13 protein-coding genes are annotated in these 12,572 nt (G+C 36.5%); 3 read left to right on the top strand and 10 right to left on the bottom strand.

Translation table 11 applies throughout. The features are described 5' to 3' along the window. Positions 1–178 precede the first annotated feature (178 nt). The gene (locus ACHABW_RS11960) at positions 179–1,045 is read left to right on the top strand and encodes a GNAT family N-acetyltransferase (protein ID WP_435755526.1); all 867 of its coding nucleotides are present in this window, start codon (positions 179–181) and stop codon (positions 1,043–1,045) included. Between the two features lie 229 nt (positions 1,046–1,274). Here ACHABW_RS11960 and splB read toward each other — a convergent pair whose 3' ends face one another. The 4 genes from splB to ACHABW_RS11940 form a co-directional block, all read right to left on the bottom strand. Continuing rightward, positions 1,275–2,303 (bottom strand): spore photoproduct lyase, encoded by a 1,029-nt coding sequence (gene splB / locus ACHABW_RS11955; RefSeq protein ID WP_435755525.1) that lies wholly within the window; start codon positions 2,301–2,303, stop codon positions 1,275–1,277. Then, entirely contained in the window at positions 2,303–2,578 is a 276-nt protein-coding gene (locus tag ACHABW_RS11950) for a transcriptional regulator SplA domain-containing protein (protein WP_110936873.1), read from the bottom strand. The genes splB and ACHABW_RS11950 overlap by 1 nt, the downstream gene beginning before the upstream one ends. A 202-nt stretch (positions 2,579–2,780) precedes the next feature. Beyond that, positions 2,781–3,122, bottom strand: coding sequence for a phasin family protein (locus tag ACHABW_RS11945; RefSeq protein WP_435755524.1), 342 nt, complete (start codon positions 3,120–3,122; stop codon positions 2,781–2,783). Between the two features lie 12 nt (positions 3,123–3,134). Then, on the bottom strand, positions 3,135–4,778 hold the full coding sequence (locus ACHABW_RS11940) for an ABC1 kinase family protein (RefSeq protein ID WP_435755523.1): 1,644 nt from the start codon (positions 4,776–4,778) through the stop codon (positions 3,135–3,137). A gap of 160 nt (positions 4,779–4,938) precedes the next feature. On the opposite strand from ACHABW_RS11940, the gene ACHABW_RS11935 reads away from it, so the two are divergent. Both ACHABW_RS11935 and ACHABW_RS11930 read left to right on the top strand, forming a co-directional pair. Beyond that, positions 4,939–6,024: a carbohydrate kinase gene (locus ACHABW_RS11935; RefSeq protein WP_435755522.1), complete on the top strand. Its 1,086-nt coding sequence runs from the start codon at positions 4,939–4,941 to the stop codon at positions 6,022–6,024. Positions 6,025–6,130: 106 nt separating this feature from the next. After that, positions 6,131–7,054: a pseudouridine-5'-phosphate glycosidase gene (locus ACHABW_RS11930; RefSeq protein ID WP_435755521.1), complete on the top strand. Its 924-nt coding sequence runs from the start codon at positions 6,131–6,133 to the stop codon at positions 7,052–7,054. Between the two features lie 231 nt (positions 7,055–7,285). On the opposite strand, the gene ACHABW_RS11925 is transcribed toward ACHABW_RS11930, so the two are convergent. The 6 genes from ACHABW_RS11925 to ACHABW_RS11900 all read right to left on the bottom strand — a co-directional run bounded on the left by ACHABW_RS11925 (position 7,286) and on the right by ACHABW_RS11900 (position 12,393). Continuing rightward, a complete protein-coding gene (locus tag ACHABW_RS11925; RefSeq protein WP_435755520.1) occupies positions 7,286–8,302 on the bottom strand; it encodes a hypothetical protein in 1,017 nt (338 codons plus the stop codon). Then, on the bottom strand, positions 8,286–9,161 hold the full coding sequence (locus tag ACHABW_RS11920) for an ATP-binding cassette domain-containing protein (RefSeq protein ID WP_435755519.1): 876 nt from the start codon (positions 9,159–9,161) through the stop codon (positions 8,286–8,288). The genes ACHABW_RS11925 and ACHABW_RS11920 overlap by 17 nt, the downstream gene beginning before the upstream one ends. Further along, entirely contained in the window at positions 9,151–9,546 is a 396-nt protein-coding gene (locus tag ACHABW_RS11915; RefSeq protein WP_435755518.1) for a GntR family transcriptional regulator, read from the bottom strand. Before ACHABW_RS11915 ends, ACHABW_RS11920 begins: the two co-directional genes overlap by 11 nt. A gap of 285 nt (positions 9,547–9,831) precedes the next feature. Continuing rightward, complete coding sequence (gene cydS / locus ACHABW_RS11910) at positions 9,832–9,984, bottom strand: cytochrome bd oxidase small subunit CydS (RefSeq protein WP_435755517.1); 153 nt, start codon at positions 9,982–9,984, stop codon at positions 9,832–9,834. Positions 9,985–10,006: 22 nt separating this feature from the next. Continuing rightward, positions 10,007–11,023: a cytochrome d ubiquinol oxidase subunit II gene (locus tag ACHABW_RS11905; RefSeq protein ID WP_435755557.1), complete on the bottom strand. Its 1,017-nt coding sequence runs from the start codon at positions 11,021–11,023 to the stop codon at positions 10,007–10,009. Further along, positions 11,023–12,393 carry a cytochrome ubiquinol oxidase subunit I gene (locus ACHABW_RS11900; protein ID WP_435755516.1) on the bottom strand — a complete coding sequence of 457 codons (1,371 nt, stop codon included), beginning with the start codon at positions 12,391–12,393 and terminating at the stop codon, positions 11,023–11,025. Before ACHABW_RS11900 ends, ACHABW_RS11905 begins: the two co-directional genes overlap by 1 nt. Between the last annotated feature and the right edge of the window lie 179 nt (positions 12,394–12,572).

Here is a 12,572-nt window from a genome sequence, read left to right as displayed (position 1 = left end):
TAAATTATTGTATTAATTATAACCGGTCCGTAACATTTAAACTGATTCATTCCTTAATAAAATAGGCCAACAGGGGAAGTTTTTCTGCAAGGGTTGTGTATAATGAAGATAGAGGATTTAATTCGAGAATAAAAGACGCTTTGCGTTTTTCTTAAACTACTAGGAAGGTGGATGCCTTATGAAGTTTTTTCGCCAGCACTCAGCTGTAACCATGTTAAAGGAAGCAGAAAACTTTTTAGTGGACAATGAGGCAGAGCATAATCTTCCCCTTGGAATCCTAAAACAGTTAGCTAGGAGCGAAAGAAAATCAGGTCAAACTTCCCAACTAAAAGATGTCTTAATGGTTATTGGGAAAGAGGACGACAGTAAGCCAAAAATTGTCCTTGTTCGAACACCACAACGAAACCTCATTATATGTGGGCATAAATCTGCGGTGCATGATGCCGCAATATGGGCTTATAAGGCAGAAGGAATAGCTATCCCTGGAGTGATTGGTTGTTCTGATCTTGTAACTGATTTTTCTGAGAAGTGGAAGGAACTAACCTCTTGTAATGTTGTAAAAGTCATGCAACAAAAAATCTATCAGCTAGCCTCGCTCCGTGACTTTAAGCGAACAAAAGGAAAACTGTGCTATGCAAATGAAGATGATATTGCACTCATCATGTCATGGACAGAAGATTTTGAAAGAGATACTTTAGGAATGACAGATCATAAAGACTTAGAAAAAAATGTACTTGATGAAATAGAACATAACCGGGTGTTTCTCTGGAAAAATGAGAATTGTACGCCGGTATCAATGGCAAAACGTGCTCGGGAGTTGGAAAATGGAGTAGTCGTAAACTTTGTATATACTGCAGACGAATATCAAGGTCAAGGGTATGCCACATCTTGTGTAGCTGCGTTGAGTGAACGACTTCTCCAAGAAGGATTTCAATTCTGCAGCTTAAACACAGATGCTGAAAATCCAACCTCTAATTCTATTTACATGAAAATTGGATATGAATTTGTAGGAGATGCTATAGAGTATCGTTTTGATTACGTTTGAAGAAAACTGAGTCAAAGTAAAAAAACGGCAAATGCCGTTTTATGAGATAAGAAAGTAGTGATTCGGACCATGTTTCCTTAAGGGGAGTATGGTATTTTTTAGCTATCTTTACAACACACGCATCAAGCGACCGCCCTACTACTGAGTAGCACCTACACGTACTAAAGAGGTGCTACTCGGGGTGGCGAAAGATCACGCTGTATTTAATAAAAGACGCTTTGCGTTTTTATTACGTGAAGTATTCAATTTTTGATTCAGGAAAAAATTCATCTTTATACCGATGAAATGTTTCTTGGATCATCTCTTGTTCTTGTGTTTGATAGACGTATTTACCTATCCCGTACTTTCCCCATTTGTATTTTCTTTTTTCTTCATCTAACTCTAATTTCGTCATCGGATAATTTTTTTGAATCACTCGTTTTGCAGGTTTTGTAAATCTGTGCTGAATTAATTCGAATGTTACATTTTGTCTTAATGATTGAGGAAGTTTTTTGTTGAGCTTCTCGAACATCGTATAGTAACCCTTTTCCCAACCTTCGTGTAAATATATTGGAGCGATGATAAAACCTAACGGGTAGCCGGCCTTAGCGACTTTTACAGCCGCATTTATGCGCTCATTCAGAGGGGAAGTACCATGTTCAAAATGCTTAATAACATAATCGGCATTAATGCTGAATCTAAACCGGGTTTTGCCTCGGTGGTCAGCATCTAGTAGGTGATCTACATGATGGTATTTAGTGACAAAACGAAGTTTACCATGTTCCGATTTCCCAAAATGTTCAATAGCTTTTTTTAAAGAGTGAGTTAAGTGATCTATGCCAACAATATCAGATGTACAAGCTGCCTCGAACCGAGTTTCCTTAGGGGCACGTTCCTGCATGTATTCATCAGCTGCGTTAAATATTTCATCGGTATTTACGTAGGTACGAATATAAGGTTTACTGCCCATTGTGGTTTGCAAATAGCAATATTGGCAATGGCCCATGCAACCAGTAGCTAGTGGAATCGCATATTCTGCAGAAGGTTTTGATGTATCGAATTTCAATGTCTTTCTTACGCCTACTACAAGGGTAGATTTTGCTACGCGATATTGTTGAAAATGATTTTTCCCTGGTATATTCCGAACTTGATTGTGTGAAGTAGTCTGACGTATTTCAATTCCCATGTCGGTGAATTTCTTGTGAAGCTGCTCTCCCAATGGATATTCCAATGCTCGTGGCTCCATATAAACGAGTTGAGGTACAAAAGGAGGGATCATCAGTCGTAAGTCTCTTGGATAGGGGATTGGTCAAGATCCGATTCCATTGGACCAAATGTAGATGTGTAATCCCCTTTGGCTTCTGAGTAGCTGGAGTATATGGCTAAATCATCCGTTAGAGGATAATACTCTTCCATGAAAAACAAAGCTAAATGACCAGGGTGAAAAGGATTGGTAACAATGGATGCTTCTTGAATATGTGCGACTGATTGTGTATGAGGATTTCGTTGAATGACAAATACGGTGTCACCTGACTGTAATTGATTACTATCCATAAAAGTATTGCCTCCTTTTTTCTTTCCTATCATGTGAGAATACGGGAGAGATATACCTAGAAAAAAACAGCAGATAAACAGGACCATTGATAAAATTTAAAAATATACATGGCAATGGCTTCGTTCATAGCATCAAAAAGGCACTGGAAAAGTAAAAAAACAACTTTTTCAGTGCCTTCATATAAGTACTCGAATAAAATATTTACTGGTGGTCTTCGTCTATTTCAGAATCTTTGTCTTGTTTTTCAAGGTTGGATAACTTTTCCTCTAATAATTCAACTCTCGCTTGTAAAAGCTTATAATCATCTTTAGACACAAGATTCAGATCCTCTATAAAGTTGCCTACTTTTTCTTTTGAACGTGTATTCCATTTTTCTTCTGTTTCCTCACCCTTTTTTAGTAGGGAGTGATACATGTCGTCAGCTTCCTGGGGAGTAACCCGGCCTTTGGATACTAAATCATCAATATACTTTTCTACTTTTTCCTTACTAGATACTGCAGCTCCTAAGCCTAACAAAAACCCTGTTTTTAATAAATTACTCATAAGTAACTCCTCCTAAAATTTATTGTCTAATTTTTTCACCCACCGCTTATGAATGATAAAACTAAAAACAGTAGCGATTAAAAATACAAGTGTCACAAGAGCCATAAAGCTCTGCAACAATGGAAAAGAGAAAATAAGCGAGACAAATAACAATAGACTACTGAAGAAAAAACCACATACAGAACTGATTATTAATAGTATATATCTTTGGTGGTCAAATTGCCTCCACTGTCTTCGTTCTTCAGATTTTCTTTGTTCATGAGGTGCTTCAAGGTAACTATTTAAGTTACGAGGGAGCGACAATAAAGGTTTCACCGATTCTTTCAATACTTGCATCTTTATATTTCCGCGGTCGTCATCGGTATCTTCTAACCATTTCGCTACTACAGGTTTACCCAATTCTATAAAATCGATTTTGGGATCAATAATTGTTAGAACGCCAATACCGATAGATGCGGCGCGACCTAAAAACGCGAATTCTGCGGGTAATTGGATAGGCTGTTCCCGTACTATTTCTTGAAGATCATTAAATATTTCTTCTACCTTGTGCTGATCTAATTGAGTAATGTCTTCTTCCAAATACATATCTACATAAGTTTTAAGTAAGGTTTGGAGCTTTTTTTTATTTGCTTTGGGAAGAAGGAAACCTAAATCTTCAAGTTGGCTAATAACAAGCTGATAATCATCCAAGACAAATCCTTGAATCATCTTGCGAATTCTTTTGGCGTCATCGCGTGAGATTTCTCCAACCATTCCAAAATCAAGAATAACGATTTGACCGTCCTTTGTTATAAGAATGTTTCCTTGATGTGGGTCAGCATGAAACATTCCATAGTCGAGCAATTGATCAATAAAAAATTGAAAAAGTCTTCTTGCTGTGTCTTTGTGATCAATTTGATGTTTCTTTAGAAAAGATAATTCAGTTACCTTTCTTCCTTCAATCCACTCCATCACGAGAACTTTTTTTGTACAGAATTCTTCAAAGAATTGCGGGATATAATAATCCTGACTATGACTAAATCTCTTTTGAAAATTTTGAGCATTTTTTAGTTCTTTATAATAATTAAGCTCATCACCGATAATTGAAACGACTTCTTTGAATAAAGCTTTCGTATCGACTTCTTTACCGAATTTAGTGAAGGTCCTGGTAATCCATAGTACGATTCGTAATGCTTTAAAATCTGTGCGAATAATTTTATCGATATGATTCCGTTTAATTTTAATTGCGACTTCTTGTCCATTTTTTAATGTGCCTTTGTAGACTTCTCCAATCGAAGCGGAGGCAATCGGTTTATCACTAATTTGTGATAATCGATTGGAAATAGGTTGACCCCATTCATCTTCCAGTATTTTCTTGGAAATTTCGGCTGGAACAGGAGGGACCTGGTCAATTAAGTCTGCTAATTCTTTCAGGAAAACTTCAGGCATAATATCGGCCCGAGTGCTAAGGAATTGACCAACTTTAATCATTAAACCTTCAAGTTTAAGCGCTTTTTCGCGATACTCTATTGCTTGTTTTTTTAATAGCTGCTCCCATTTTTGATGAGAGGCTGAATCCCAATTTTTATGTGTTTTATTAAAGATATATAGTTGCAGAACAAATTTAAGAAACATAATAACAATGACCGTGATTCGATATAAAGAGAAATTTTTCACATTGTGCCTCCTGATAAACATACAAAATAATAGTGGATGATGTATGTTAATTAATTCTATACCCTTAAGTAATAAAAAGTAAGCGAAAACAAGGATAAACAAACATTTGATTTATAAACAAATGTTTGTTTTAATTAAGTAGAGGATAAGGAGGAAGGTAATGAACGAAAAAGAAGAGTACATTATAGGTCTCATTAAAAATAATCCTTATATTTCACAACAAGATTTAGCTAGCAGATTACAATTATCCCGATCTGCTGTAGCTGGTTATATTTCGTCATTGACAAAAAATGGCCATATTAAAGGAAGAGCCTATGTATTAAATAATGAACGGCAAGTTTTATGTGTCGGTGGAGCGAATATTGACCGTAAGGCAAAAATTCAATCAGAATTCCAATGGGAAGACTCAAATCCAGTAGTGGTCAGTGAAACAATTGGAGGAGTAGCCAGAAATATAGCAGACAATCTTGCCAGACTTCAAGTACCAACATTGCTTTATACTGCAGTAGGATCCGATTCTGAAGGAGACAAAATATGGTCTCACTCGTCACATTATGATATGTCGACATCGATTCAAAAACAGGATCAAAGGACTGGAAACTATACTGCGGTGCTTAATGAAAAAAATAATATGATGTTTGCACTAGCAGAGATGGATATATATGACGCAGTTTCGGTAGCTGATGTAAAAAAATCTCTTAGTCATTTCCGTTCAGCTGATATGATCATTCTTGACACGAATTTCCCGAAAGATGTTTTATCGTCTATATTTCATCAAAAGGATGCAGGCAAGCAAATTCTCGGAGTTGTGCCAGTATCCGCCAAAAAAATTAATCGATTACCGGACGATCTATCGAAAATCGATTATTTTATTTTAAATATTGAGGAGTTAAACGCAGTCATTGAAAGGTATGTTCCTCATGTGAAATCAAAGGACATTCCAATGAAAATGGATGAGATAGTGAAGCTTGGAGTGAAGAATATAATTGTTACTGCAGGGGAAAAAGGTGCACATTTTCAATCGGTGGAAGGATCAATAGGACAGACTGTTGCGTTAAAAACACATGTAGAGGATGTTACGGGTGCAGGGGATGCTTTTGCTGCTGGCGTCTTTTACAGCATTCATAAAGGACTGACGTTAAAGGTTGCTTGTGAAAATGGCACGAAGCTGGCACAGCGAACGTTAAGCACTACAGAAACCGTTGCCGAAGGATTAAATGAATCCATTTTTAACGAGGTACTTTAACAGGACAAGGGCAATAAAAAAAGGAATTTCGTTAAAAATTCGATCGACCAAGAATAAATTAAAACGAAATGAAACTAAGAACCATCAAACCAAGGAGGAACATAACATGAGCTACACACAATATATTGACTATTCAGCAGAGGTATTAAAAGCTAAAGAAGCAAACTTACCAATCGTTGCTCTTGAATCAACAATTATCTCTCACGGTATGCCATACCCTCAGAATGTAGACACAGCTAAGAAAGTTGAAAAAATTATTCGCAATAAAGGAGCAGTGCCAGCTACGATTGCTATTTTAGATGGGAAAATTAAAATAGGACTTTCAGAGGAAGAACTTATTTATTTAGCAAAAGCGACAGATGTAGAAAAAGTCAGCAGAAGAGATCTTGCCTCTGTTTTGGCTTCTAAAAAAGCAGGTGCTACGACGGTAGCCGCAACGATGATTTGTGCAGAATTGGCTGGAATAAAAGTCTTTGTAACCGGAGGAATCGGTGGCGTACATAGAGGCGCTGAAGAAACAATGGATGTATCTGCTGACTTACAGGAGTTAGCCAAAACAAATGTGGCCGTTGTTTGTGCAGGTGCGAAATCAATATTAGATATTGGTTTAACTCTTGAATATTTAGAAACACATGGCGTTCCCGTTGTTGGATTTGAAACAGACGAGTTCCCGGCTTTTTACACGCAAAAAAGTGGCTTTGGTGTTGATGTTAAGGGTGAGACTCCTCAGGATATTGCAGCTATGTTAAACGTAAAATGGGAATTAAACCTCCATGGCGGAGTTGTTATTGGAAATCCAGTCCCGAAAGATAAAGAAATGGATAAATCTTTGATAGATCAAATTATTGATAAAGCTCTTAAAGAAGCGAAGGATAAAGGCATAAGCGGGAAAGAAACAACACCCTTTTTACTGGATCGTTTAAAAGAACTAAGTGAAGGTGCAACGTTAACGACGAATATTGCTTTAGTAGAGAATAACGCTCATGTAGGGGCGGAAATTGCCGTTGCCCTTCATGATATTGAAAAATAAATAAAAGAAGTGAGGGGCACAGAAAAAGTTATTTACTTTTCCAGTGCCTCTTCCAACTTTTTAGAGTTTTCTTACAAGGTAATTTATAAGTTGACAGCTATCATTACGCCACACGCATCAAGGGAAGTTCGCTTCCTTTCGAGTAGCACCTACACGCACTAAGTAGGTGCTACTCGGGGGTGGCTTTAAAGATCACGCTGTATTTAATAAAAGACAGCTATGCCGTTTTTATTATGCTTTATTACTAATCATTAGATTCATCGCTAGCAGTCTCCTTGCAATTAACAATGAGAATAATAAGAATAACGTAAAGCCAATCCAATAAGAGACAATTCTTAGCGCATCTGCATTCCACGGTGCCAAAGAAGAAATAATCATTCCACCTAATAATGAAAAGCAAAGGCTAAACAGGATTAAAAATGGGAGATTAAGTTTCTTGAAAATAAGAAATTCTCCATTGTGTTCAATTTTATTCTTTTTATATAAGAAAGTACCAAGCAAAAGAAAAAAGACAGTAAAAACGATAGCTGTAATAATTGTAGCAATAGTTGATGTGTTCGAAAAGACATACATAAATGGTGTTACGTATTCTAACCAAACGGGCTGGTTTAGATAATATTTAAAATGAACGTCTATCAGCCCTTGAATTAATGTAAAGAGTCCGAGCGGGAAAATAGCAAAAACAATAGTTAGGGCTATCTGAGAAATTAATTCCCCGGCAATTGTTCCGATGAATAACGAAAAAGTAAAGAAAAATAAAAAGCCTAGAAGAGGTCCCCAGAATATCTCTGTCCACGAGACTAGGTATAAAGCGGAAGCAAACTCTGATTGATAGATAATAAAATATGCAATCCAAAAGTTTACGGAATGGAAAAGAGAAATAAGGATTGCCCCGTAAAACCACTTCGCCAAGAAAAGATCTTTACGATAAAATGGTAAAGAAAATGTAAAATCATTGCGTCGCGTATTTCTTTCGAGGCCAACGAGCATTCCTGCCAAAACGATAATGGATAATGTTACTAATATTGCTAATCCTCCCTCAGAAAATATTTGTAAAACATCCCATGGCTGCACTTCATAGATAGAATCATCTACTAATTGAGCTTGCTCTTGAAGTTCTTTCCAGGTTTCAAGTGCTAACGTTGATTGAAAGGGAAGGAAAACAACAAATAACGCTAGAGTCATCCAAATGATCATTCGAGTTTGTTTATAGTTTTGATACCATAATGCCTTATGAAACATCATCATCACCACCTAACCTTGCTACGAATAAGTCTTCTAAAGATAAAGGTAGATCTTCGAATAATAGTGGAGAAGCAAGCTTGATCTTTTTTATTATTTCATCGTGATTTTTATCTATTAAAATGATATAGACGCGCCCTGTTTGTTTTAAAATAGTGACTTGGTCCTTTAAGGCAACTGGCAGGTCACTTTCGAATGCGACTTGTGCTTTTATATAATTGGCTTTCATTTCATCCAATCCATATCGACTGTTTACCATACCATCTTTAATCATAATAATATCATTTGCAATAAATTCTAATTCATCTAAACGGTGCGATGAAATGATCACAGAAACATCATTGGTGGCTACTTCTTCAACAAGGATTTTTAATACTTGTTTTTTGACAATGACATCTAAGCCATCAGTTGGTTCGTCAAGCAGTATATATTTAGCCTTGGTTGAAAAAGCAACTACTAAGAAAAATAAAGCCTTCATTCCTTTGGAGTAATTGCCAATTTTCTTTATTTCTGGCAGAGCGAATCTTTCCATTAACTGAAGATAATAGTCTTCATCGAAACTAGGATATATTTGCTTATACAGGTGAATCATTTCTTTGGTACTATAGCTTTTAAGTGCTTCAGATGAATCGGGAACAAAAATAATTTGTTGTTTTAATTGAGGATTTCGAAAGATACTCTCGTTTTCTATTAAGACGTCACCGAAAGAAGGATCTAATATCCCAACCATGGTTCTTAGAAGAGTTGTTTTCCCGGCTCCGTTCCTGCCAACTATTCCAACGATACTTCCTGTTTTTATATCAAAATCTATATCAGTAAGAATTTTATGATGATGAATTTCCTTGGAAACATGTTTAACCCTCATCTCCGTTTCCTCCTAACTTTTTATAGATCTCTTCTGTCCAACGTTTCAATTCTATTTCAGAAACCCCGGCAAAGTGACTATCAATAATAACATCCTTTAACGCTTGCTGAATTCTCTCTGTTTTTTTTGGATCTATATATTCGGTTAATCCCTCTGATATAAACGTGCCGCGTCCTCGTATAGTGATAATAATACCCTGTCGTTCTAATTCCTGATAGGCCTTACTAACAGTGTTAGGATTTATCAGCATTTGAGATGATAAATCTCTCACAGAGGGAAGTTTTTCGTTAGGTTTTAATAACCCTCTTGCACATAACTCTTTTACTTGCTGAATGACTTGTTCATATAATGGGATACTCTTTTTGGGGTCTATTTCGAAATACATCGCTTCACCACCTGTATAGAAGTTTCAACTATTTATAGGACACAAAACAAAAGGCTCTCTTAAATTCATTTGTTGTTTTAGAACGAGGAGTTAATCGAAGCATTTTTATAAACGACGTTTACGAGACTGCCTTCTTTCCATGAAAAGATAGTCTGTACTAGGTGTGTTGTTTGATTTAGTACACTTGAATTATATAGTTTAATATATTATCGGTCAAGAAAAAATTCACATTAAAAAGGCTGTCCCAAAGGTTTTTTAAACCTTTTGGGACAGCTCTGAATGTGATTAATTAATTTTACTTTGATTGTTTTCTTGATAATCGGCCTCTTCGACAAAAGCAGGTGTTTTTCCTTTTGAAGCCCAAAAAAATACGACGAAGATTGCTGCGATTAGAACAAGGGGTGGAGCAATCATAATTAAAAATGTGTGTATATCCACTGTTTATTCCTCCTTTTAAAAGTTACTTCCTTTTTCCTTGCACATAATCGGCATCGAACAAGAAAAGTTTCATGATTAAAAGTAAGGATGGAATTAGCAAAAACAATCCGCCTATGAAAGCGATAATTAGTGCAATAGCCATCGGTTCGCTTGTGAAACCATCATAAATAGTCAGGTATGGATACAACAAATATGGAAAATGTGAAACGCCGTAGCCAAAGAAAGCAGTTAAATATTGAACCATGATTAATATAAACGCCGTACCATACTTTTTACCTTTCCAAATTAAAAACGTTGCAACTGCGAATAGTACAAAGGATATAGCAAAAACCCACCATATATCAAGGATGTTTTGATAATGCTCGATATTTTGGGCTCTTAATAACATAAGTACGATAACGCCCATAACAATGGAAGGCAGTGCCCATGTAAGCGCGTATTTTCTAAGCAATTTTAAAGCGTTTGTATCCTGTGCACGGGAAGCATAGAATGTTAGAAACGTAGCAGATATAAATAGAACACTTACAATTGCTAAAATTACCACACTCCATGAATAGGGACTTGTAAAAAGTTCTCTGTAAAGCAATTCAACAGTACCATTCTCATTGGAAATGTAGCCACCTTCTGAAATAGTTAAAACGGTAGTTAGAGAAGCGGGAATCAATAATCCCGTTGCACCGTAGAGAAAGGAGTAGAATTTGCTTTCTTTTGCACCATACGTTGCGAAAGCGTAATAGGACCCCCTGAGTGCTAATAAGATAATAGCTATGCTTCCCGGAACGAGTAAGGCTGTCCCGTAATAATAAGCAGTTGATGGGAAAAAACCGACGATACCGATAAAGAAAAATACTAGAAATACATTCGTAATCTCCCATACCGGTGATAAATATCGTTGTATGATGTTATGAATAACATGATTTTTTTTCGTAGCTTTAGAATAGTAACTAAAAAAACCTGCTCCGAAATCGACGGAGGCGACAATTAAATATCCGTAAAGGAAGGACCATAATACTGTAATACCAACTACTTCATAACTCATCATCGTCTCGCAACCTCCTTCTCATCCTCTTTCTTGTGAGCAAAACCTCGTTCTTCGAGTTCATGCTCTATTGGATTCGATTTAAACATTCTGCGAAGTACGACGACGACAGTAATACCAAGGACGGCATAAAGAATAATAAACATGTAAAGCATCAGATCAACATGCTGGGAAGTTGTTGCACCTTCTGCAGTTCTCATGACACCATTAATAATCCATGGCTGCCGACCTACCTCCGCAAAAATCCAGCCTGATTCAATAGCTAACATGGATAAAGGTCCACCCGCTACAACGGCCCATAATAATGGCCGATTAAAAGCATTCCAGTTTTTCTTCCAATTCATAGCAACAAATAAAGCCGAGACAGCTGCTAAAAACATTCCAATAAACACCATAGAATCAAACATATAATGAATCCAGAGAGGCGGGAGATCTTCTTCAGGAAATTCATTTAACCCTATCACTTCTGTATCTGGAGTTCCGCCTGCTAATATACTTAAAGCATAAGGGATTTCCAAGGCATAACTTATTTCATTTTCTTCATTTATAAAACCACCAAGTATAAGCGGTGCACCACTTTCAGTTTCCAAATGCCATTCCGCCGAGGCTAATTTCTCAGGTTGATACTCATGAAGATACTTTCCGGAAAGGTCACCGATAAGGGCTGTACCTATCGCAAAAATAATACCTGAAACCATCGTCAAATGAAGAGCCTTTTTATGATAAACGTGCTTGTTCCCTTTTAAGATATGGAAAGCTGCAATAGCACCTAATATAAATGCTGCTGTTAAATAACAAGTAATAATAACATGAGATATTTTTGTAGGTGTAGCGGCATTAAACATTGCAGCTAAAGGACTAACATCCGTTAGAATACCATCAACGATATTAAACCCTTGTGGTGCATTCATAAAAGAGTTAACTGTTGTGATAAAAAATGCACTGGCAGTTGCACCAATTACGATAGGGATGACTAAAAGAAAGTGTCTCATTTTAGTTTTGAATCGGTCCCACGTATATAAATAGATTCCTAGAAAAATAGCTTCAAAAAAGAAAGCAAATACTTCCATAAACATAGGTAATCCAATGGTATGACCAGCTGCCTGCATGAAGTTTGGCCATAGCAGACTGAGTTGCAGACCAATTGCAGTACCAGTAACAACACCAACTGCAACGGTTATCACAAATCCTCGTGCCCATCTTCTTGCCATAAGGGTATAATGAGGATCATTTCTCTTGATGCCCATCCACTCAGCGATGGCGATCATGAGTGGTACACCAACACCGATTGTAGCAAATATAACATGGAATCCAAGAGTAAGAGATGTTAAAAGTCGACTATATATGACGGGATCATAATCTATAAACATAGGCAATTCCAACCTTTCTTCATAATCTTTACTATCTATTATCATGACATATAGCGGTTTTCGATGAAACTATAACGTATTTTCCCTTTTTGATAAAAACTTAACACTGTATCTATAGTAATAAATATTGTAGACTTCGGTTATAGGGGTTTTCACTCATATTCTGTGAAATTGTGAGC

This window comes from Salipaludibacillus sp. CF4.18, from assembly GCF_051262595.1.
In the GTDB taxonomy this organism is placed as follows: domain Bacteria; phylum Bacillota; class Bacilli; order Bacillales; family Salisediminibacteriaceae; genus Salipaludibacillus; species Salipaludibacillus neizhouensis.
The sequence above is the reverse complement of the archived record's forward strand: the minus strand, read 5'-3'. Positions and strand labels throughout refer to the sequence as shown.